Genomic DNA, 21,197 nt, shown 5'->3' with positions numbered 1-21,197 from the left:
CAAACGAGGTGAAATCTTGTGGCGCTGACGATTGAAGCTCGGGGACTGGTCAAGCGTTTCGGAAAGAAGACCGCCCTCAACGGACTCGACCTGGAGGTCGAGTCCGGGAGGGTGGTGGCGGTGCTGGGCCCCAACGGGGCCGGGAAGACGACCTTCGTGCGGGCGGTGGCGACCCTCCTCTACCCGGACGAGGGTGAGCTGCGCGTCGTCGGCCACGACACCCGGCGAGAGCCGGAAGCGGTCCGCCGGGCGATCGGCCTCGCCGGCCAGTTCGCCGCCGTGGACCAGGCCATGACCGGCCGGGAGAACCTGGAGTTGGTGGCCCGGCTGTTCGGCCAGCGGGCCAAGCAGGCCCGCGCCAATGCCACCGCCATCCTGGAGCTGTTCGACCTGACCGACGACGCCGACCGGCTGGTGCGCACCTACTCCGGCGGTATGCGGCGCAAACTGGACCTGGGCGCCAGCCTGGTGAGCGCCCCGCGCCTGCTGCTCTTGGACGAGCCGACGACCGGGCTGGACCCGCGCAGCCGGCTCGATCTGTGGGACGCGATCGACGCCCTCCTCGAACAGGGCACCGATGTCCTGCTGACCACGCAGTACCTGGACGAGGCCGATCGCCTTGCCAGCCACATCGTGATCATCGATGAGGGGCGCACGGTCGCCTCCGGGACCCCTGCCGAGCTCAAGAGCAGGATCGGTGGCAAGGTCTTCGAGGTCCATGTGCACGACCGCGCGGACCTGCCCAAGGTCGCCGCCGCGCTGGCCCGCGAGAACGGCGCCGAGCCGCAGGTGGACGAGGCGACGCGGTGCGTCAGCGTGGCCGCGGGACCCGGCAACGACGACACGGCCCAGTGGCTGATCGCGGGACTGCGGTCGATCGAGGGAACGGCCGTGGATCTCGCCGACATCAGCGTGCGCGAGCCCAGCCTCGACGAGGTGTTCCTCGCGCTGACCGATCAGCGGCCGGAGGAAGAGGTCGGAGCCAACAAGCAGCACGCCCTGTCCGCCGCCGAATCGGTGTGACCGGATCCGGAAGGATGGAATGCCCATGACGACCGCGGTCGCCACATCACAGAGCAGGGCCGGCCTGCTGACGAGTACGGGGCTCCTGGCGAAACGGACCACGCTGACGTTCTGGCGAAGGACCGAACTCATCGTGCTGAGCGTCCTGCAGATGACGTCGATCATGCTGACCTTCCGCTACATCTTCGGCGGCGCCATCGGCACGAGTCAGGGCCTGGACTACGTCGACTTCTCCGTCCCGGGCTTCATCACCGCCGGTGTGCTCTTCCAGACGCTGGGCACCGCCATCGGGATGGCCGAGGACGTCGAGGGCGGCTTCATCGACCGGCTGCGGTCGATGCCCTTTCCGTCCTCGGCCGTGCTGACCGGCCGGGTACTGGCGGACACCGGGATCCTGGCGTTCGTCCTGGCGATCACCACAGGGGTCGGTTTCGCCGTGGGCTTCCGGCTGCACGCATCCGTCCTGAGCGGGTTGGCGGCGTTCGCGCTGTGCCTGCTGTTCGGGGTCGCCTTCAGCTGGGTCTTCATCGCCGTCGGGCTGTTCACCGGCAACGTCAAGTCCGCACAGGGCGTGTCGATGGTCGTCTTCATCGTGACCTTCGCATCGAGCGCCTACGTGCCGGTCGGGACCATGCCGGGATGGCTCCAGGCATTCGCCGAGAACCAGCCGGTCACCGTGATGGCCGACGCGGTGCGGGCGCTCACCTTGGGCAGCCACGCCCATGCTCTGCTCGGTCATGACGCCGGGTACTTCGTCTCACGTTCGCTGATCTGGACCGCCGGGATCACGGTTGTCTTCGCTGCCCTGGGCAGCGCCCGTTTCCGGCGCCGCTGAGAACACTGGAGAGCCATATGACGAGCGACACTCCCGCCTCCGCTCCCGAGTCCGCGGAGCTGGACCCACGGATCGTTCATGCGCAACAGGTGTACAGCCGCAGCAGGCTGGGGATCTACGACAAATGGGTGCTGGGGGTGTTCTGCCGTGTGGTGTGGCGCTGCCCGGCCGGAGTCATGCGGCGGCTCTACAACTCCTCCGCCGGCAACCGTCACCTGGACATCGGCCCCGGCACCGGTTACTTCGTGGACAAGTGCCGGTTCCCGACCAAGACGCCGGAACTCACCCTGCTCGACCTCAACTCCGAATGCCTTGACATGTCCGCGGGCCGACTGGCCCGCTACCGGCCGGCGATCTGCCAGGCCAATCTGATGGAACCGCTGCCACTGCCGAGCCGGCACTTCGACTCGGCCGCCATGAACCTCGTGTTCCACACCATCCCCGGCGGCTGGGACACCAAGGGCATCATCCTCAAGCATGTCGCGGAGACCCTCCGGCCCGGTGGTGTGCTGTTCGGCACCACCGTGCTCGCCGAGGGCGTTCCGATGAACAGGCTGACCAGCAAAATGGTGCTGGAGCAGCACCGGCGCGGCAACTTCCAGAACCAGGGGGACGACCCGGCGGGCCTCGAACGGCAGCTGGCGAAGTACTTCCCCGAGTACCGTGTGACGATTCGCGGTGCGGTCGCCATCTTCACCGCGACCGCCGGCTGACGTAAACAACAAGGAGTCGGCCCCAGCCTGATGGCTGGGGCCGACTCCTTGTTGTTCCCGCTCGCGGGTGACCCGGTCAGCGCACGGCGGCCCGACTCATGCCGCCGTCGATGAAGTAGTCGGAGCCGGTGATGCTCGGCACCTTGCCGGAGGCCAGCAACAGCACCAGCGCCCCGATCTCATCGGGCTCGATCATCTTGCCGGTGGAGAGACCGGCCATCTTGGGGACGGTCTCCAGGAACTCCTCGGTCGTGATCCCGAGCCGGCGCGCGATCTCCGGATTGGTCCACAGCCGCGTCCGCACCGGTCCCGGGGAGATGGTGTTGACGGTGACGCCCTGCGAACTGAATTCCAGGGAGAGCGATTTGCTGATGTTGGCCAGTGCGGCCTTGGCAGCCGAATAGTGGCCGAGTGCCGGGTCCGCCATGCTCGCGTTCATCGAGCCGATATTGATGATCGCGCCCCTTCGCTCGACCAGACTGGGCAGCGCCGCTCTGGTCGTCCTGATCATGCTGAAGACATTCAGCTCGAAGGTGTGGCGCCAGGTCTCGTCCTCGATGTCGAGGAACCCGGTCGCCAGCTTCACCCCGCCACCGACGTTGTTGACGAGAATGTCGACGCCCCCGAATGTGCCGAGCGCGTGTTCCAGCAGCGCCGTCGGTCCCGCCTCGGTGAGCAGATCGACCTCGAACACGTGCGGCGTGGCGTCCAGCAGCTCCGGGCTGATGGTCCGGGAACCGCCGAGCACCTGGGCGCCCGCCGAGGCGAGTGCCTGGACGGACGCCAGCCCGATCCCGCTGCCGGCCCCGGTGACCACGGCCGTTTTGCCGGTCAAGTCGAATTGCATCGGATCTCCTGTTCCTGGGACGCCGCGGGCTCAGCCCGGTCCGCGTTTCTCGGTGAGGAAGTGCCCGGTCGGTCCGTCGTCCGGAAGGGTCGCCACATCGGCGATGAACCGGGCGGCAGCTTCAGGGAGTTGCTCCTGGGTCGGCATCATCCGGGTGCGCACCCGGCCCGGGTTCACGGCGTTCACCAGGACACCGGTCCCGGCGGTCTGGGCCGCCAGCATGGTCGTCAACCCGTTGAGCGCGCTCTTCGAAAGGGAGTAGCCGGGAGTACCGGCGAAGAGCCGGCCCCCGAAGTCGGCGGTGGTGCCGCTGGAGATGATCACCACCCGGCCCCATCCCCGCTGGACCATGGGCGGAACGAACTCCTGCAGAACGCGCCAGGTGCCGAGCAGGTTCACCCGCAAGGTCCGTTCGACGAGTTCCAACGGCACGGAGAGCGGATCGGTGCGGGCGTCCAGCAGTACGCCGGCGTTGCACACCAGCACATCGACGGGCCCGGCCTCCGATCCGGCCAGCTTCACGCTGTCCGGATCGGTGACATCCAGTACGCACGACCGCACTCCGGGACCGATCCCGGCAGCCGCGGCGCGGCCCTCGCCGGCCAGCCGCGCGGCCACCACCACCTGGAGCTCCCGGTGGTGGAGCTCGGCGGCGACCGCGCGGCCGATGCCGCGGTTGGCTCCGGTGATCAGGGCGGTACGCGGCGGGGTCGCCGCGTTCTCACTGGTCATTCGTCACATCCACCCGGGTCAGCGAAATCGCATGGGCAGGTACTTGATGCTGTTCATGAAGTTGGTCTCGGGGCGCACCGGCGTACCGGCGATCTCCAGCCGCGACAGCAGGTCGACGATGCCTTCGAGGAACTGGCGCAGCTCCATGGTGGCCAGCGCGTTGCCGATGCACACATGCGGACCGCCGCCGCCGAAGGCGAGGTGCGGGTTGGGAGTGCGGGCGATGTCGAACCGGTCCGGGTCCGTGAACACCTCTTCGTCCCGGTTGGCCGACGTGTACCACATCACCACCCGCTCGCCCGCGCCGATCGGCTGGCCGGCGATCTCGGTGTCGACGAGGGCCCTGCGGGCGAAGTGGGTCACCGGAGTTACCCAGCGCAGCACCTCGTTCGCGGCGCCGGGCATCAGGGTGCGGTCGCCCCGTAACGCGGTCAGCTGGTCGGGGTTCTCCATCAGGGCGAGGACGCCGCCCGTGACGGAGCAGTATGTGGTCTCGCTGCCGGCCGTGATCAGCGTGGAGGCGAACAGCCCGACCTCGTCCGGGGTGAGCCGGTCAGGGAGCCCCAGCCGCTCACCGTTGAAGCGGGCGGACAGCAGGACGGAGAAGCAGTCGTCGGTGAGGTTCTTGGCGCGGTAACGGGCGAAGTCCAGCAGGTACTCGTAGATCTTCTGGAAGGAGTCCAGGCCGCCCTCGGCGGCGGCCGCCTCGTACTCCGCGTCACCCAGGTTCACCGTCTGGCCGGCCCAGCCGAGCATCATGGCCCGGTCGCCGGCCGGGATGTCGAGCAGCTCGAGCAGGACCTCGAAGGGGAGACGCAGCGCGATGTCCTCCGCCAGGTCGAACTCGCCCTTCTCGGCCACCTCGGCGAGCAGCGAGTCGACGATGCGGCGGATCGGCCCCTCCAGAGCGGCGAGTCGTGCCGGGGCGAACGCCTTGAAGGTCAGTTTGCGCAGTCTGGTGTGCTCGGGGCTGTCCAGGAAGGTGATGATCGGCGGGCTGGGGTCCACCTTGCGGATGGAGGTCATGGTGGTCGGGCTGGACGAGAACCGCTTGGTGTCCCGGGAGACCTCGGACACGTCCCGATGGCGCGTCAGGTACCAGAACCGCTCGCCGTCGGTGTCCTTGCCCAGCGGCAGCCCTTCGGAATGGCGCAGTTGGCGGAAGTAGTCGTAGGGGATCCCGTTGTTGAACACCTTGGGATCCATCAGGTCGAGATCGTTGGTGGCCATTGCTCGCCTTTCTCGTCGGCCCACCGGTGCGGTGGCCGCTCGTCTCAGACCGGCCACGAGGGCTGTCCCGCGCAGCATTCGGCGAATGCCCACTCGTACCGGATGCTGAGGGAGAACTGGTCGATGATCACCCGGCGCTGGGCGGCCGAGGAGCTCTCGCCGACCCGGTCGGCCATGTCGCGGAAGGCCTGCACCGCGTACTGGTACGACTCACCGGGGTGGTAACTGCGAATCCAGGGCACGTAGCGCGTGCCGGGTACGGCGTTCCGCAGGAGGTTGTCGGACACCTCGGCGTTGAACCACACCATGGGCAGCAGCGCGCCGACGCCCGCATGGAAGGAAGAGGCGCTGGCAGCCGTGAAGAACGAGGTGTGCGCGTGGGTGGCCGCGTGGATCGCCGGCCGGGCGTCGAGTTCCGGCAGGCCGAGTTCGCCAGCCAGCGACAGGTACGACGAGCGCAACTCGTCCCTGGCGTCCAGCGTGCCGGTGACCGACTGCCCGAACAGAAAGGTGTCCGCCTCGTCGGGCGCGACGGCCGCGCAGCGGGCCAGCGCGCGGGCGTAGGCCGGCAGCAGGAATCCGGCGTCCTGCTCGACGAAGCGTGCCAGTGACCCGACCGGCAGCGAGCCGTCCCGCAGGCCGGCCCAGAAGGGATGGTCCAGCACTTTCCGCAGCACCGGGCCGCAGATCTCGGCGAGTTCCTCGTACAGCATCTGTTCCCTCCCGCGCGCCGTGTTCTCCCGATGAGGGACCGTATCGACCACTGCTCGAATGAGCCTGGTGGCGTCCTGGACGGTTGACCGGCCGAACCGTCCTAGTCCTCCCGGCCGTGCCCGCGGTAGGACCGGTCGGAGTCGGCCAGTCGGCGCTTGAGGGCAGGCAGGTGATTGACGACGCGCATCGTGGTACGCAGCGCGGCCAGCAGGATCCGGCCGACGAACGGCTGGTCGGGCCCGGTGCCGCCGCCCGATTTACGGGACTCCTTGACGGCGTCGAACCCGTACTCGATCATCTTCGTCTCGTAGTCGCGGATGGCCGCCAGCAGCGGTTCCCGCCCTTCGTGGGCGGCGACGAGCATCCGGCACAGCAGCCGGGCGTCGCGCAGTGCCGTGTTGGCGCCGACCCCCCGGCCGGGGGTCATGGTGTGGATCGCGTCGCCGATCAGCGTGACGTGGGTGGTCTCCCACTGCGGAATGGGGACCGCGGTACGGATCTTGATCGGGAAGCAGCTGTTGGGGTCGGCGAGCTCGAAGAGCTTGCGCAGGTCTGGGTGCCAGTCCGTGGTGCGCTCATTGACCAGCCGGTACAGGTCGGGGCCCTTCATCTTCAAGGTGTCGTCCGGCAGCCGCTTGGCACGGGTGACATAGCCCCAGTTGATGTAGTCACGGGTATTGTCGAAGGTCAGCCCGGGCCACTGCCCGAGGAGCTCGGCGTCGCTGGAACCGATGCCGTCCTTGGGGGCGCCATCGGCGTCCCAGGGGAACTCCATCGCGTGGTAGATGCAGAAGACGCCCTTGGGTGCGTAGATCATCGAGATGCCGCGCCGCATCTTCGGGGTGAGCAGCGCCACGGTCTCATCGGTGACCGGTACCTTGCCGGTGATGCCGATCGGCCCGCAGTCCTCCAGCCGGGCGTGCGGCAGGTACTGCCGCCGGACCCGCGAGTTGCTGCCGTCCGCCGCCACCAGCACGGTGCCGTCCACCGAGCTGCCGTCCTCGAAGAACGCCGTGACGGAACCGTCGTCATTGGTCCGGTAGCGCTTGAAGGTCTTCCCGAAGTGGACGATGTCCTGCAGGCCGGTCAGCAGTACCTGACGTAGCGTCATCCGGGACACGGACTTCTCGCTGTCGACCGCGTCGTCGGACTTGAAGCCGTCCAGCGACAGGACCTCCTTGCGCCCCTCGGTCAGGAAGTTCACGTACTCCGGCGGCCGCGCGCAGGTGGCCAGGAACGTGGCGTACAGATCGGGGGGCAGGCAGTCGCGCAGGGCGCGGGTGCCGTCCGGGTTGATCCCGACCCGGTATCCCTGCAGCCCGTCGGCCCGTGTGGCGTCCCTTTCGTAGACCGCGACACTGACTCCGGCGCGCTTGAGGCCGTGCGCCAGGCACAGCCCGCCCGTTCCCGCGCCGATGATGACGACATGCAGAGTGGAGGTGGGCGCCGACATGAGGAACTCCTCATCCAGGGGTGATCGACCGGACAGGGCCTGGGCCCTGGCCGGCCGGAAGTCCTGCGAGGCTCGCACCGGGGCACTGAGAGCCGGTCGAAGAATCCTGGACACGGAGTCGGGGGGCGGCCGGCCGCGACCGTCACGTCGCGGGTGCGCCCGCAGCGATGCTCTCCAGCTCTCCGACGACCTGCGCCGGTGCGGGCTGCCGGCGCATCTCCTCCTGCAGCCGTTGGGCGCTCTCCCGGTATCCGGGCCCGGCCAGCAACTCGGCGAGCCGCTCGCGGATCGGCTCCGGTCCGTCCACCGGCGCCGGGAGGACGACTCCGGCGCCCGCCTCGGCGAGCCGGCCCGAGTGCCGCACATGGTCGGGCAGCCGGGGAACGAGGAGTTGAGGCAGACCCTGGGACAGGGCGGTCAGCAGCGTCCCCGCGCCGCCGTGGGCGACCATCAGGTCGCACTGGGGCAGCAGCAGGTGCAATGGTGCGGACTCCACCACGTCGACGCCGTCCGGCAGCGTGCCGAGCAGCTCCCGCTGGCCGCGCGTGCTCGCGACCACCACATCCACGTCGAGGCCGTCGATCGCCCGGGCCACGTCGCCGGCGAGGAAGAGCCCGGGATCCAGCCGGCCCATGGTGGTACCCCAGCTGATGCAGACACGGGGCCGGCCCGACCGTTCGGGCAACCGAGGCGGCGCCAGCCCCGGGCCGTTGTACGGGATGTACCGCATCGGCAGGCGCCGCGAGGCGGTGGGGACCTGCAGTCCCCCGGGGCACGGGTCCACGGTCCCCACCCCGAACGGGTCCACGCCGTCCAGGCCGAGCTTCTCGCTCAGCGGACCGAGCGCACCGGTCACGAACCGCCCGACGACGCTCATCAGATCGGTGCCGTAGAGATGGCGCACGGCCGGGATGCCCAGCTTGGCGGCGGCCAGCGGCCCCGCGAAGGCCGTGGGATCGAAGACGACCAGGTCGGCGCGCCATTCCCTTCCGAGCTCGACGAGGTCGTCGACCATGGCCTGGGCCAGGTTGCTCAGCAGGTCGAGGACGCGCGGACCGCCGCCGGATCCCGGCTGCGCGGAAGGCGGCGTCAGCACGATGTTCCGGAAGACCGCCTCCGCGTCCACATTCTGCCCGACCGGTGCGGCGGGCAGGCCGGTACGCAGAACGGCGTATGTGAGGGCCGGCTGACTGGCCATCAGCACATCATGACCGGCGACCCGGCAGGCCCACGCGAGAGGCACCATCGCGTAGAGGTGTGACGGCCACGCCCAGGAAGTGAAGACGATACGCATACCGCCATGGCAGCACGCGGCGCTTGCCGCTGCCTCCATTGCCGCTTGAGGGCTCGCCGCACCCCGGCCCCGGGTACGGAGTGCGGCGGCCCGGCGGACACGGCCGGGCCCCGCCGCTCCCAGGAGGGGAACGGCGGGGCCCGGCCGGAACTCTGCCCGGTGCTCAACCGGTCGCGGCCTGCCCTGAACCGCTGTCGGCGCCGTCGGCGCCGGCGCCGACCGCCGGTTCCTCGATCCGGATCGACCGGGTCGGACAGCTCCGCTGGGCGTGCAGCAAATCCTCACGCAGCTCCTGCGGCGGCTCCGCGTTCACGACGAGTACCAGGCCGTCCTCGTCCTGGTCGAACACCTGGGGCACCCGGTAGACGCACAGGCTGCTCGTCACACACGTGTCCTGGTTGGCGGAGACTCTCAGGCTGCCCACCGCCGTCACCAGGTCACAGGGACGTTGGTGTACCCGGCGAGGAAGCCGCCCTCGGGACGCACCAACTCGTCACCCGGGATGGCCAGTTTCAGTCCGGGGAAGCGCTGCAGCAGGCCCTCGGTCGCCTCCTGCAGCTCCATGCGGGCCAGTGCCGCGCCGGCGCAGAAGTGGATGCCGGCACCGAAGGTCAGGTGGTGGTTGTCCTCGCGCCGGATGTCCAGCGTCAGCGGGTCCTCGAAGACCTCCTCGTCGTGGTTGGACTCCTGGGAGAGCAGGACCGAGGAGCCCTTCGGGACGACGGCGCCGTCGGACAGTTCGATGTCCTCGACCGCGTACCGCAGCGTGCCCAGCGAGGTGCCCATGATTTGGTAGCGCAGCAGCTCCTCCACCGCCGACGGCACCAGCGACAGGTCGGCCTTCAGATCGTCGGCGACCTCCGGGCGGTGCAACAGGACGGCCATGCTGGTACCGAGCTGCGAGGCCGTGGTCACATAGCCCGCGATCAGCAGGGTCTTGACCCAGTTCTGCAGCTGGTAGTCGGTCAGCTTGCCCGGGTCCTCCCGGCTGATCTCGATCAGCTCGCTGATCAGGTCGTCACCGGGCTGGGCCCGCTTGGAGTCGATCAGTTCGGTGAGGTAGTCCCAGTACTGCTTGCGGCACTCCTCGACCTCGTCCTCCGGCAGCCGGGTCACCGACAGATAGCCGTCGATCAGTCGGCGGAACTTCGTGCGGTCCTCCGCGGGCACTCCCAGCATCTGGCAGATCACCAGGATGGGGAGCGGATATGCGAACGCCTCCATCAGCTCGGCGGGCTGCGGTCCCGCCTCCATCTCGTCCAGCAGGTCGATGACGACCTTCTTGACGAACACGCGCAGCGCCTCGATGCGGCGGGCGCTGAACGCCCGCATCACCACGGAGCGCTCCTCCAGATAGCGCGGTGGATCGTTGTCGACATTCGGGTCGCCGAACAGGTCGTTGCTGGCGGACACCCTCGACGCCCGGCCGAACGTGTTGCGGCTCAGCCGCTCGTCTGCGAACAACCGCCGTACGTCCTTGTACCTGGTGACCAGCACGGCGGGTTCGCCGCTGGGCAGAGTGATCTCCACGAGCGACCGCTCGCGCAGTGCCTTCCACTCCTCAGGGATGTCCGGGGTCGGGGCCCAGGGGATGGGGTAGCCGACGGGGCACGACTCACTCATACGGGAACCGCCCTCTCAATACACTCACCGCTTGTATCGCGCACAGCTTGGGCGCTCGGTCTGGTGACCGGCTCGAAGCCCGGTCGATACCCGCCCCACCGCACCCGCCCGAGGCGGGGACCACCTCCCAGCGGTAGCTATGAGGTGCCCTTCATGTCCGCCCCATGTCCGGCCGGACAGGCCCTAGCGCCAGTCGAGCAATCCTCGGTCCGCCGCTGCGAGATTGCCGCCGGTGAAAGGAGAACCGCCCATGACATCGACCGGAGCGGACCCTGGGACCGCAGCGGGGATCATCCGGCTCGGCACCGCGTTCTGCGACGCCAAGGCCCTGCTCACCGCCGTCCGTCTGGATCTGTTCACGGTCCTCGCCCAGAACCCGGCGACCGCCGGTGAACTGCGCACGCTCCTACGCCTGCACGGCCGCGGGCTGCCGGAGTTCCTTGCCCTGCTGGCCGCCCGCGGCCTGCTGCGCCGGGACGTGGACGGCCGCTACCACAACGCCGAGGGCGCCGATCGCCATCTGGTCGCCGGCCGTCCGGGCGCCGTCACCGGCTTCCTGATCGGCGCGGACATCAATCTGTACGACGTCTACGGGCGGCTGGGAGAGGCACTGCGCACCGGCAAGCCGCAGGCCGACGGCGACTTCGCCGGAATGCTGCAGGACCCGGTGGCGGTCGACCGCTTCGCGCGGATGATGGACGGCCTCACCGAGGGGTTCGGCGCCAAGCTTCTGGACGCCCTGGACGGCACCACGTTCCGCACCGTCCTCGACGTCGGCGGCTGCCGGGGCCATCTGACCGGGCAGCTGCTCGCCGCCCGTGACGACCTGGTCGGGCATGTCTTCGACCTGCCCCAGATGGAGCCGGTCTTCGACGAGCACATGGCCGAACTCGGCCTCACGGAACGGGCGCACTTTCACGCGGGAGACTTCTTCAGAGATCCGCTGCCGCCGGCAGACGTGATCATCTTCGGCCACAACCTGAGTGACTGGGACCCGGACCAACGCCGGCTGCTGCTGACCAAGGCATACACGGCCCTGAGCCCCGGCGGCACAGTGCTGGTCTACGACCGGATGCTCGGCGAACGCCGGGACGACACCGAGAACCTGGTGGCCAGCCTGAACATGCTGCTGGTCACCGAAGGCGGCAGGGAGTACACCGTCGCCGAGCTGGGAGCACAGGCCCGAGCCACCGGCTTCAGCTCCATCACCCACCGGCCACTGGCCGACCACGACACGCTGGTGTCGTGCCGGAAGGACTGACCGCCGCCGCGCCGCGCGGCGGGCCGAACTAAGGAACCATGGGGAGTGCAATGAGCAGTCAGATCTCTGGACAGCCGGCGACCGCGGCGGAATACCTTCCGCTTTCCTTCGGCTTCGCCCTGCACCAGATAGGCGCCGCCGTGTCATCGCTCGGCGTCCTCGACGCCCTGGCCGACGGGCCGCGTACCGCCGCACAGTTGGTCGAGGTCACCGACGCACATGCCGGCAGCCTGCGTCGCCTGCTGTACGCCGCCACGAAGGCCAAGCTGCTCACCGTCGACAGCGAGGGCTACCACCTCGCTCCGCTGTCGGCCTTCTTCGGCCCGCTGTCCGACTACCACGCCGCGCCCGAGATCTGGGCGGCCTGGGGAGCTTTCGAGGAGTCGATCCGTACCGGTGTGGACGCGTTCCAGATCGCCAACGGCGCACCGCTGTTCGACTACATCAAGACCAATCCCAAGCTCGCGGCCACCTTCCACGCCGCGATGTCCGCAGGCAGCGACGCCCAGGTGCCGGCGATCGTCGAGCACTTCGACTTCAGCCGGTTCAAGACCATCGTGGACTGCGGTGGCGGCAAGGGCACCCACCTGACCGCCATTCTGGCCGCCAATCCACACCTTCAGGGCACCATCTTCGACACCGCCAACGGTGTGGTCGAGGCCGCTGCCGTGATCGAGGCCGCCGGGGTCGGTGACCGCTGCGAGGTCGTCGTGGGCTCGTTCTTCGACTCGGTTCCCGAGGGCGCCGACCTGTACGTGCTGAAGAACATCCTCCACGACTGGAACGACGAGGAGAGCGTCCAGATCCTCTCCAACATCCGCAAGGCGATGGCACCGGGCGGACGGGTGGTCGTGCTGTCCTCAGTGCTCTCCGAGGGCGAGGACGAGGACCCGGGCGACGCGCTGGGCGGTGCCATCTCCGACATCGAGATGCTGGTGATGACCACCGGTCTGGAGCGCAGCCAGAGCGAGTATGCCCAGCTGTTCACCGACGCGGGACTGAAGCTCTCGACCGCGACCGCGCTTCCCTGCCCCTGGCTCTACTACGCGCTGGAGGCCACCGCCTCCTGAATCCGCAGCAGGGCAGTCGGTCGGGCGGGCCCGGAGCAAGCAGCTCCGGGCCCGCTCGGCGCTGCCCTGGCGAAGCCGATGCGACGGAGCGGCCCAGTGGCGCAGCGAGAAACCGGCCCCGGCTTTCGACCGGGACCGGCTTCGTTTCGCGCTGTCACTTCCCGCGGTGGATCAAATGTCCCAGGTCACCGGGAGCGAGTGGACTCCGTAGAAGACCTTGTCCACACCGGTGGGCACTTCCTCGGCCGGCACCGCGAGCCGCAGCCCGGGCAGTCTGCGCAGCAGGGCCTCGAAGGCAATCTTCATCTCCACCCGCGCGAGATGGGCGCCGAGGCACTGGTGCACACCGAAGCCGAACGCCATGTGCGGCGCCCCCTGGCGGCTCACGTCCAGCTGGTCCGGATCGGGGTACACACCGGGGTCACGGTTGCCCGCGGCCAGTGAGGTGACGACGGTCTCGCCGGCCCTGATCAGCTGCCCGGCGATCTCGGTGTCCTCACGCGCCGTGCGGGTGAGGCCGAACTGCACGATGGTCAGGTATCGCAGCAGCTCCTCGACAGCCGTGTCGAGCAGATCCTCGTTGGCCCGCAGTTTCGCGGCCTGGTCAGGGTTCTGCAGCAGGGCGAACGTGCCGAGGCCGAGCATGTTGGCGGTGGTCTCCAGCCCGGCGATCAGCAGCAGCGCGCTGATGCCGACGACTTCGTCGTCGTTGAGCGGACTGGTGCCGTGGTGCAGCAGGTCGCTGACGATGTCGTCCCCGGGCGCCGTGCGCTTGGCACGGACGAGTTCGCCCAGGCTTCCGTAGAGGCCGTCGCTGGCCTCGCGCAGTTGGTCGGCGTCGGTCTTCAGGGAGAGCATCGCCAGGATCCAGCGCTGGTACTCGGCCCGGTCCGGCTCGGGGATGCCGAGCATCTCGGTGATGACGCGGGTCGGGATGGGCTGGGAGAACCAGCTGACCAGATCGACGGGCGGGCCGTGGTCGATCATGGCGGTCAGCTGGTCGTTGATGATCTGTGTGAGTCGGGGAGTGATCTCACGGGTGCGCTTGCGGGTGAAGTACCGGCTGACCTGCCGGCGGTACCGGCTCTGCTCGGGAGGGTCCATCGCGGAGAACACCCCGGGCGGTACCTGGAGCTCCTCCTCGGGCAGCGGCAGGTCCGTCGCGGGGGTCACCTGGATGAGGGGCGGGCTGAAGCGCTGGTCCGCCAGCGTCGCGCGCACGTCCTCGTAGCGGGTGACGAGCCAGCCGATCCGCCCGCCCGGAAGCCGCAGACGGCTCAGCGGCCGTTCGGCACGCAACTGCGCGTATTCTTCCGGCGGATCGAGCGGGCAGCGTCGCTCGGCCGGCAGGTTCATCGGGTCGGGCAGCGGGATGGGCATCCACACACCTTCTTGCTGTGTCGTCGGGTCCGTACCGGGGCCGGGTAGGGCCTGTCCAGCCGGACAGACCCTGGCACCGGTCGGTACTCCAGCAGGGCGATGTCGCCCGGGACCGGTTCGTCGGCCGGCTCGGGGCCGGCCATCGGCGGTGGGACGGTTCCATTCCTCCAGGCTTCCGCGCACAGGTTCCCGGCTCCCGCTCGAACTCCGATGGGGCTGCGGTCGACCGGTGCCGCCCGGGCGGGCGCGGCGGCCCCGTGGCGGCGGGTCCTGACTCGTCTGCCAGGCGTCCTTGAGGCAGGCCCGGTACTCATCGGAGGCATGTCAGTCAGGTGACGCGACATCCAGTGGTGTGGGAGCCCGGTACCGACCGACGGGCGGGGCCCCGACGGGTCCCGGTCACCCGCTCCCCGCGGGGCATGACATGACACTGTCCGCCACATACGAGGAGTAGACGCCATGACAGGAAGTCAGGCTGCCACACTGTTCTTGGGAATCGCCGTAATCCTGCTATTAGCCCGACTGTTGGGCGCCGGCGCGAAGGCCATCGGCCAACCTCCCGTGCTGGGTGAGATCCTGGGCGGGATACTGCTCGGCCCCACGCTCTTCAACGGCGCTGTCGCCCGGCACCTCTTCCCTGCCTCGGTCGGTCCGTTCCTCTCGGCACTGGCCAACCTCGGGCTGATCCTCTTCATGTTCGTCATCGGCTTCGAGCTCGAACACTCCCTGGTGCGCGGCCGCGGCCGGATCGCCGCCGCGGTGTCACTCAGCTCGATCCTGCTGCCGTTCGGCCTCGGGGTGGTACTGGCACTGCACCTGAGCCACCGTCACCCGGCCCACAGCACCGCCGGTTTCGTCCTCTTCTTCGGAGCGGCGATGTCGGTGACCGCCTTTCCGGTGCTCGCACGGATCCTGACGGACCGCGGAATGCAGCGCACACCCGTCGGCAGCCTGGCGCTGGCCTGCGCGGCCGTCGACGACCTGCTGGCCTGGTCGCTGCTGGCGGTGGTGACCACCATCGCCAGCGGTACCGGGCAGTGGCACACCCTGCTCGCACCGGTCTATCTGGCCCTGATGATCGGCGTGGTCCGACCACTGTTCCGGCGGCTGTTCGCCACGCACTCGACGTCCGGCCGGCTCTCGCCGCAGGTGCTGACCCCGGTGCTGATCGGGCTGATGCTGTCCTGCTGGGCCACCGAGTGGATGGGCGTGCACTTCATCTTCGGCGCCTTCCTCTTCGGACTCGTCATGCCGCGCGGCGGCCCGCAGGTCGTCCGCGAAGGACTGCTGAACAGCTTCGAGAACGTCGGCATGGTCTTCCTGCTCCCGGTCTTCTTCGTCACCGCCGGGCTGAAGGTCGACCTGTCGCACCTGAGCACGCGCGATCTGGGCGAGCTCGGACTGATCCTGCTGGTGGCCATCTCCGGCAAGTTCATCGGAGCCTTCACCGGGGCGAAGCTGCAGGGCGTCTCCACCCGGCACTCCGGCGTACTGGCCACCTTGATGAACACCCGCGGGCTGACGGAGCTGGTCATCCTCACCGTGGGCGTGCAGCTCGGCGTCCTCGACAAGGGGCTGTACTCGCTGATGGTCGTGATGGCCATGGTCACTACCTTCATGGCAGGACCGATCCTGCGGCTGATCTACCCGACCGAGCAGATCGAACGCGACACCCTGCCGGCATCACTGGTGGTGGTGGAACCGAACCTGGAATCCGAGCGGGAAGCCGAGCGCGTCGCGCACTCGGCCTAGAAGTCGGGCCACACGGCAGCGGGCGGAGGGGGAACTCCCCTTCCGCCCGCTGCCGTGCTGTGCCGTGCCGTGCCGTGCCGTGCTGCCGAGTGTGCACGGCGAACGGCTGTGGGCGGGAGCCTCGGCTCCCGCCCCCGGCCGCTGGGCCGTTCCCGGGTCCTTCACGGACAACCAGTGTCAGGACGCCGCCCACACCGCGCTCACTCGCCGGCCCGCCGCAGACCGAGCTTGGGGAAGAAGGAGAGATACAGCCCCCTCACTGCGCTCTCCTCGGTCATCGGCGCCGCCTTCTGCTCGTGCACCCGGTTGAGGTTGTTCAACGGGATGGGGTCGCCGCTCTCCGCGCCGGTGAGGTGCTGCTGCACCTTGGCGTAGACGTCCTGGGCGTCCTCAAGGTCGGCGATGCCGGTGATGATCCGGTCGAAGGCATCCTGGATGTTGAGCCCGTCGCGCTGCTGCTCGGTGAGCCGCTGCGCGTTGTAGAAGTGGTAGTCCTTGCCGCGGTAGCTCTCGTAGAAGACGGACACCAGGACCAGCAGTCGCTCGTAGGCGTGGCGGTAGACCGTCCCGTAGAACTCCCAGGCCTGCTCCTCCGTCACCTCTCCGCGCAGCACGCTGGAGATGGAGGCGGCGGCCAGCATGGCGCTGTAGGTGGCGAGGTGGACGCCGGTGGACAGCAGCGGGTCCAGGAAGCAGGCGGCGTCGCCGCTGAGCAGGAAGCCGGGGCCGCCGAAGGACTCCGCGGCGTAGGAGTAGTCCTGCTCGACCTTGAAGTCGGCGACCCGCTCCGCGCCGGCGATCAGCTCCTGAATGATGGCCGACTGCTCGACCGACTGGTCGTAGACGGCCTGGATGCTGCCCAGTTCGGCGCGCTGCGCGTTGAACCTGTCCCTGCCGGTGACCAGCCCGATGCTGGTGGTGCCGTCGTGCAGCGGGATCACCCAGAACCAGCCCTCGGCCGTCGAGGCCACCCCGATGGCGCCCGCGGGGCCCTTGGGCAGCGGCTTGGCGCCCTTCCAGTACGTCCAGGCCGCGACGTTGCGGAAGACCTCGTGGAGCTTGCGGTTCTTCAGGTGCTTGGTGGCGATGACACCGTTGCGGCCGGAGGCGTCGACGATGTAGTCGAAGGCGATGCGGCCCTTACTGGCGGCGTCCTTGGTCTCGGCCCACAGCGCGGCCACCGGACGGTCCCCGTCGAATTCCAGCTCCTTGACGGAGATGCCCTCGACGACCTCGACGCCCAGCTCGCGGGCATGGTCCAGGAGGATCTCGTCGAACTCGGACCTGACGACCTGCCAGGCACTGGGGTTGTCATCGCCCATGGCGCTGAAGCGGACCTCCCACTCCTCGTCCCCCCAGAAGAAGTAGGCGCCTCCCTTGGGCTGGAAGCCGTGGCGTTCCACCTTGTCCCATACGCCGAGCAGCTCCAGGATCGGCCGGCAGGACGGCAGGATCGACTCGCCGATGTGATAGCGCGGGAAGCGCTCCCGCTCCAGCAGCGTGACTTCGAATCCCTCCTTCGCCAACAGGCCGGCCGCGGTGGCTCCCGCGGGTCCGCCTCCCACTACGAGGATCTGGGTCGACTCACGCATGGACATCTCCATCCTCCGACGAATGCAACTTCAGGTAGTGAGGGCACGCGATCGGCACACCGTGTCCCCACCGGGTGGAGGTCCGCTGGACGGGTGCTCGAAAGGGCCGGTCACCGGCCGGGCCAGCGGGCGGGACTCCCCCGATACAGGCCCGCTTCAGGCCAACAGGGGCCGAAATTGTACGCGCCGGTCGCTCGACCTGCGCTCAAGCCCCGAGCGGGACCATGAGCACCCCCGCATCACGCGATGTGTCACCGAATGTACGGAGGAACCCCACCATGACCCCTAGGCGCACGGAGGCGTCAGGTCGCCGGCTGCGGTGGCTGGTGCCGCTGTTGCTCATCCTCGGATGGCTCCTGGTGAGCGGTGCGACCGGCTCGTTCAGTCAGAAACTGGGCGATGTGGCCACGAACGACGGCGCGGCGTACCTGCCCGCCAAGGCCGAGTCAGTACACGCCGACCAGTTGCAGTCCACGTTCTCCGACAACAAGACCTACCCCGCCGTAGTGGTCTACGAACGGGCGTCCGGTGTCACCTCCGCCGACCAGGCCGCCGTACGGTCCGACGCCGCCGCCGCGGGAAAGCTGGCCGGCCTGCGCGGCCCCGTGAGCCCGGTGAGCGTGTCGAAGGACGGCCGCGCCCTGCAGTTCACCGTTCCGCTCGTCAACCAGGCCAAGCCGGTCAGCGACGCGGTCAAGGTGCTGCGGGCGAACGCGTCGCAGCACCCGGGGCTGGCCGGGCATGTCACCGGACTCGGCGGGATGTTCGCCGACTTCGCCGGGGCGTTCAGCAATATCGACGGGCAGCTGCTGCTGGTCGCCGTCGGACTGGTGATCCTGGTCCTGCTGCTGGTCTACCGCAGTCCCACGCTGCCGTTCCTGGTCCTGCTCGGAGTCATGTGCGCCAGCGGCGTGGCCGGGGCCGTGGTCTACGGGCTCGCCAAGCACGGCTCGATCACCTTCACCGGCCAGAGCCAGGGCGTGCTGTCAGTGCTGGTGGTCGGCGCGACCACCGACTACTCGCTGCTGCTCATCGCCCGCTACCAGGAGGAACTGCGCCGCACCCAGAACAAGTACGAGGCCCTGGGCACCGCCTGGCGAGCGATCCTCAAGCCGGTGCTCGCCTCGGGCGGTACCGTCATCCTGGGCACCCTGTGCCTGCTCTTCAGCAACCTCAACAGCAACCGCAGCATGGGACCGGTCGCCGCGATCGGCGTCGCGGCCTCCATGCTGGCCGCACTGACCTTCATCCCCGCCGTCCTGGCCCTCGCCGGCCGTGGCGTCTTCTGGCCGTTCCGGCCCGCCTTCGGTACCGCCGAGCGCACCGGTAGTGGTCTGTGGGGCCGGGTCGCGGGCCTGGTCGGCCGCAAGCCCAGGAGGGTCTGGCTCACCGCGGGCGTCGTGCTGCTGCTCGCTGCCTGCTTCGTCCCGCAGTTCAAGGCGTCCGGGATCGCCATCACCGACAGCTTCACCAAGACGACCGACTCCTCGACCGGCCAGAAGATCCTCGGCGCCCACTTCGCGGGCGGCTCGGGCACGCCGGTGTCCATCATCACCAAGGCCGCCACGGCGGACCAGGTCGTCGCGGCCACGAGCAAGGTGAGCGGTGTCACCTCCGTCACCCGGCTGAACAAGGTGGTCAACGGGCTGGCCGAGGTCGACGCGGTGCTCGCCGCCACACCCGACGGACCGGCGGCCGTGGACACCGTCAAGCAGATCCGGGTCGCGGTGCACGCGGTTCCGGACGCGGATGCCAAGGTCGGCGGCTTCACCGCCATCTCCATCGACACCCGGGCCGGTGGAATCCGGGACCTCAAGGTCGTGGTTCCGCTGGTGCTGGTGGCGATTCTGATCGTGCTGGCGCTGCTACTGCGGGCGCTGGTGGCGCCGCTGCTGCTCATCGGCACCGTGGTGCTGTCGTACGCGGCCACCATGGGAATCTCCGCACTGGTGTTCAATCACGTCTTCCACTTCGCCAACGCCGACCCGTCGGTCCCGTTGATGGGCTTCGTGTTCCTGGTGGCATTCGGCGTGGACTACAACATCTTCCTCATGCACCGGGTGAGGGAGGAGTCGCTGGCGCACGGCACCAGGGCCGGCACGCTCACCGCGCTGCAGCGCACCGGCGGGGTCATCACCTCGGCCGGCGTGGTGCTGGCCGCGACCTTCGCGGCGCTGGCGGTCCTGCCGATGGTGTCGATGGCCGAGCAGGCGTTCATCGTCGCGTTCGGCGTGCTGCTCGACACCATCGTGGTCCGGTCCCTGCTGGTTCCGGCGCTCGCGCTGCAGCTGGACGACCGCACCTGGTGGCCGTCCCGCCGCGTGTTCGGCACGCAGATCCCGCGGTCCCGCGCCGGGGTCGCGGACAAGCAGCCGGAGCCCGAGCCGGCGAGCTGACACAGCCCCGTACACAGCACTCCGCCCCCGGTCCTCTTCCAGGACCGGGGGCGGAGTGCTGTGTACGGCAGTGGCGGTGCTCAGGCGGCCTTACGGGCGACAACGAGCGTGTCGTAGTCGCCGAGCAGCTTGACCTCGGTGCCGGCGAAGCCGGCGTGCTCCGCGTATCCGACGATCTCCGCGGCCGGGTATTCGGAACCGCCGTCGGTGACCAGCAGCATGTCGAGGCTGATCACCAGGTTCTCGGCGTGCTCCGGCTCGTCGTCGAGCATCCGGTCGTAGACGAGCAGCGTTCCACCGGGCAGTACAGCGTCGTACGCCTTGTGGATGAGGTAGCTGCGCTGGCTGGGGTCCCAGTCGTGCAGGACATGGCCCATGACCACGATCTCAGCCTGCGGCAGCGGGTCGCTGAAGAAGCTGCCGCCGTGGAACTCCACCTTGCCGGGGATGCCGAGTTCCTCCGCGAGTTCCTTCGCGAAGGGCGCCATCTCCGGAAGATCGAAGACATGCCCGGCCAGATGCGGCTGGGCCTTGACGATCTGGGAGCACAGATTGCCCCGGGCGCCACCGACGTCCAGTACGGACGTGAATCCGGACCAGTCGAACGCCTCGATCAGCTGGGCACCGAGAACGTTGGTGAAGGCATCCATGCTGCCGATGAACTGGCGCAGGATCGCGGGGTTCTGCGTGACTTCGTCGTAGTGGCTGCCCGACTGCTGCTTGCCGGTGCGCAGCGCCTCCTCCAGCCGACCCCAGGCCGGGTAGAGGTTGCGGCTGGACCGCAGCAGGAAGCCACCCACATAGGCGTCCCCGGTGCGGACCAGGTGCTTGGCCGTACCCGGCGCGTTGCGGTAGACGCCGTCGGTGCGCTGCAGCACCTTCAGGGCCACCAGCAGATCGAGAAAGTCGCTGAGGCCCCGGCCGTGCAGTGACAGCAGCCCCTTGATCTCCTCGGCGGTCGCCCCGCCGGACGGGGCCTCCTGCAGTTGCGTGAACAGATCGAGTTCCACGGCGGTCAGCAGGGCCTTGGCATCGCAGAACGCGTTGCCGAGCCGGAGGATCCCGGCGGCCGTACTGACGTCCGGGGGGATGGTCGTCATCGGGCGGACTCCTTCCTGGACGCCTGGCCACCAGGCGCCGGTGTCATCGTCGTGACGCTCGCAGCCGGCCGTGGAGCTGACCTCGAACACGCCTCGAACCGCAGGCGGGCCAACGGACCCGACCGGGAGGCCAGGCATCCTTGAGCACCGGTCAGTACCCCTTACCTGTGCCGCGGACAGTC

At 68.9% G+C, this 21,197-nt stretch carries 18 protein-coding genes; 7 read left to right on the top strand and 11 right to left on the bottom strand.

The window, feature by feature from the left end:
* Window positions 1-18 precede the first annotated feature (18 nt).
* Genes C6N31_RS28270 through C6N31_RS28260 form a run of 3 tightly spaced genes read left to right on the top strand, consistent with a single transcriptional unit; the run spans window position 19 to window position 2,571 of the window.
* Window positions 19-1,023, top strand: coding sequence for an ATP-binding cassette domain-containing protein (locus tag C6N31_RS28270; RefSeq protein WP_138356815.1), 1,005 nt, complete (start codon window positions 19-21; stop codon window positions 1,021-1,023).
* 25 nt (window positions 1,024-1,048) lie between these two features.
* A complete protein-coding gene (locus C6N31_RS28265) occupies window positions 1,049-1,858 on the top strand; it encodes an ABC transporter permease (protein WP_138356816.1) in 810 nt (269 codons plus the stop codon).
* A gap of 17 nt (window positions 1,859-1,875) precedes the next feature.
* Complete coding sequence (locus C6N31_RS28260) at window positions 1,876-2,571, top strand: class I SAM-dependent methyltransferase (RefSeq protein ID WP_138356817.1); 696 nt, start codon at window positions 1,876-1,878, stop codon at window positions 2,569-2,571.
* Window positions 2,572-2,647: 76 nt separating this feature from the next.
* Here the strand turns inward: C6N31_RS28260 and C6N31_RS28255 are convergent, their stop codons facing one another.
* From C6N31_RS28255 to C6N31_RS28220, 8 genes are all read right to left on the bottom strand, one after another.
* Window positions 2,648-3,418: an SDR family NAD(P)-dependent oxidoreductase gene (locus C6N31_RS28255; RefSeq protein WP_138356818.1), complete on the bottom strand. Its 771-nt coding sequence runs from the start codon at window positions 3,416-3,418 to the stop codon at window positions 2,648-2,650.
* A 30-nt stretch (window positions 3,419-3,448) separates the two neighbouring features.
* On the bottom strand, window positions 3,449-4,150 hold the full coding sequence (locus tag C6N31_RS28250; RefSeq protein WP_198358529.1) for an SDR family NAD(P)-dependent oxidoreductase: 702 nt from the start codon (window positions 4,148-4,150) through the stop codon (window positions 3,449-3,451).
* 18 nt (window positions 4,151-4,168) lie between these two features.
* Window positions 4,169-5,380: a cytochrome P450 gene (locus tag C6N31_RS28245; RefSeq protein ID WP_198358528.1), complete on the bottom strand. Its 1,212-nt coding sequence runs from the start codon at window positions 5,378-5,380 to the stop codon at window positions 4,169-4,171.
* A 44-nt stretch (window positions 5,381-5,424) separates the two neighbouring features.
* Window positions 5,425-6,093, bottom strand: a complete 669-nt coding sequence (locus C6N31_RS28240; RefSeq protein WP_138356821.1) for a TenA family protein — start codon at window positions 6,091-6,093, stop codon at window positions 5,425-5,427.
* A 101-nt stretch (window positions 6,094-6,194) separates the two neighbouring features.
* The gene (locus tag C6N31_RS28235) at window positions 6,195-7,547 is read right to left on the bottom strand and encodes an FAD-dependent oxidoreductase (protein ID WP_138356822.1); all 1,353 of its coding nucleotides are present in this window, start codon (window positions 7,545-7,547) and stop codon (window positions 6,195-6,197) included.
* A gap of 142 nt (window positions 7,548-7,689) precedes the next feature.
* A complete protein-coding gene (locus C6N31_RS28230; RefSeq protein ID WP_343240943.1) occupies window positions 7,690-8,793 on the bottom strand; it encodes a nucleotide disphospho-sugar-binding domain-containing protein in 1,104 nt (367 codons plus the stop codon).
* Between the two features lie 211 nt (window positions 8,794-9,004).
* Window positions 9,005-9,265, bottom strand: a complete 261-nt coding sequence (locus C6N31_RS28225; protein ID WP_244809609.1) for a ferredoxin — start codon at window positions 9,263-9,265, stop codon at window positions 9,005-9,007.
* A 5-nt stretch (window positions 9,266-9,270) separates the two neighbouring features.
* Window positions 9,271-10,464, bottom strand: coding sequence for a cytochrome P450 (locus C6N31_RS28220; RefSeq protein WP_138356824.1), 1,194 nt, complete (start codon window positions 10,462-10,464; stop codon window positions 9,271-9,273).
* A gap of 250 nt (window positions 10,465-10,714) precedes the next feature.
* Between C6N31_RS28220 and C6N31_RS28215 the strand changes: the two genes are divergently transcribed.
* On the top strand, window positions 10,715-11,725 hold the full coding sequence (locus C6N31_RS28215; RefSeq protein ID WP_198358527.1) for a methyltransferase: 1,011 nt from the start codon (window positions 10,715-10,717) through the stop codon (window positions 11,723-11,725).
* Between the two features lie 50 nt (window positions 11,726-11,775).
* Entirely contained in the window at window positions 11,776-12,795 is a 1,020-nt protein-coding gene (locus C6N31_RS28210; protein WP_198358526.1) for a methyltransferase, read from the top strand.
* Between the two features lie 171 nt (window positions 12,796-12,966).
* Here the strand turns inward: C6N31_RS28210 and C6N31_RS28205 are convergent, their stop codons facing one another.
* Window positions 12,967-14,175 (bottom strand): cytochrome P450, encoded by a 1,209-nt coding sequence (locus tag C6N31_RS28205; protein WP_198358525.1) that lies wholly within the window; start codon window positions 14,173-14,175, stop codon window positions 12,967-12,969.
* Between the two features lie 459 nt (window positions 14,176-14,634).
* Here C6N31_RS28205 and C6N31_RS28200 point away from each other — a divergent pair, with 459 nt between their 5' ends.
* On the top strand, window positions 14,635-15,927 hold the full coding sequence (locus C6N31_RS28200; RefSeq protein WP_138356828.1) for a cation:proton antiporter: 1,293 nt from the start codon (window positions 14,635-14,637) through the stop codon (window positions 15,925-15,927).
* Between the two features lie 200 nt (window positions 15,928-16,127).
* Here C6N31_RS28200 and C6N31_RS28195 read toward each other — a convergent pair whose 3' ends face one another.
* Complete coding sequence (locus tag C6N31_RS28195) at window positions 16,128-17,519, bottom strand: NAD(P)/FAD-dependent oxidoreductase (RefSeq protein WP_138356829.1); 1,392 nt, start codon at window positions 17,517-17,519, stop codon at window positions 16,128-16,130.
* A 278-nt stretch (window positions 17,520-17,797) separates the two neighbouring features.
* Here C6N31_RS28195 and C6N31_RS28190 point away from each other — a divergent pair, with 278 nt between their 5' ends.
* On the top strand, window positions 17,798-19,915 hold the full coding sequence (locus C6N31_RS28190) for an MMPL family transporter (RefSeq protein ID WP_138356830.1): 2,118 nt from the start codon (window positions 17,798-17,800) through the stop codon (window positions 19,913-19,915).
* Between the two features lie 80 nt (window positions 19,916-19,995).
* On the opposite strand, the gene C6N31_RS28185 is transcribed toward C6N31_RS28190, so the two are convergent.
* Window positions 19,996-21,015, bottom strand: a complete 1,020-nt coding sequence (locus C6N31_RS28185) for a methyltransferase (protein ID WP_198358524.1) — start codon at window positions 21,013-21,015, stop codon at window positions 19,996-19,998.
* Window positions 21,016-21,197: the final 182 nt, after the last annotated feature.

It is taken from the genome of Streptomyces fildesensis (assembly GCF_016107395.1).
Classification (GTDB): Bacteria; Actinomycetota; Actinomycetes; order Streptomycetales; family Streptomycetaceae; genus Actinacidiphila; species Actinacidiphila fildesensis.
This window is presented reverse-complemented; position numbering and strand designations above follow the sequence as displayed.

Bases quoted from the DNA above. Each gene is read 5' to 3' on its own strand.
- C6N31_RS28265 (WP_138356816.1), top strand. From the start codon at position 1,049: ATGACGACCGCGGTCGCCACATCACAGAGCAGGGCCGGCCTGCTGACG.
- C6N31_RS28260 (WP_138356817.1), top strand. From the start codon at position 1,876: ATGACGAGCGACACTCCCGCCTCCGCTCCCGAGTCCGCGGAGCTGGAC.
- C6N31_RS28255 (WP_138356818.1), bottom strand. From the start codon at position 3,418: ATGCAATTCGACTTGACCGGCAAAACGGCCGTGGTCACCGGGGCCGGC.
- C6N31_RS28250 (WP_198358529.1), bottom strand. From the start codon at position 4,150: ATGACCAGTGAGAACGCGGCGACCCCGCCGCGTACCGCCCTGATCACC.
- C6N31_RS28245 (WP_198358528.1), bottom strand. From the start codon at position 5,380: ATGGCCACCAACGATCTCGACCTGATGGATCCCAAGGTGTTCAACAAC.
- C6N31_RS28240 (WP_138356821.1), bottom strand. From the start codon at position 6,093: ATGCTGTACGAGGAACTCGCCGAGATCTGCGGCCCGGTGCTGCGGAAA.
- C6N31_RS28235 (WP_138356822.1), bottom strand. From the start codon at position 7,547: ATGTCGGCGCCCACCTCCACTCTGCATGTCGTCATCATCGGCGCGGGA.
- C6N31_RS28230 (WP_343240943.1), bottom strand. From the start codon at position 8,793: ATGGTGCCTCTCGCGTGGGCCTGCCGGGTCGCCGGTCATGATGTGCTG.
- C6N31_RS28220 (WP_138356824.1), bottom strand. From the start codon at position 10,464: ATGAGTGAGTCGTGCCCCGTCGGCTACCCCATCCCCTGGGCCCCGACC.
- C6N31_RS28215 (WP_198358527.1), top strand. From the start codon at position 10,715: ATGACATCGACCGGAGCGGACCCTGGGACCGCAGCGGGGATCATCCGG.
- C6N31_RS28210 (WP_198358526.1), top strand. From the start codon at position 11,776: ATGAGCAGTCAGATCTCTGGACAGCCGGCGACCGCGGCGGAATACCTT.
- C6N31_RS28205 (WP_198358525.1), bottom strand. From the start codon at position 14,175: ATGCCCATCCCGCTGCCCGACCCGATGAACCTGCCGGCCGAGCGACGC.
- C6N31_RS28200 (WP_138356828.1), top strand. From the start codon at position 14,635: ATGACAGGAAGTCAGGCTGCCACACTGTTCTTGGGAATCGCCGTAATC.
- C6N31_RS28195 (WP_138356829.1), bottom strand. From the start codon at position 17,519: ATGCGTGAGTCGACCCAGATCCTCGTAGTGGGAGGCGGACCCGCGGGA.
- C6N31_RS28190 (WP_138356830.1), top strand. From the start codon at position 17,798: ATGACCCCTAGGCGCACGGAGGCGTCAGGTCGCCGGCTGCGGTGGCTG.
- C6N31_RS28185 (WP_198358524.1), bottom strand. From the start codon at position 21,015: ATGACGACCATCCCCCCGGACGTCAGTACGGCCGCCGGGATCCTCCGG.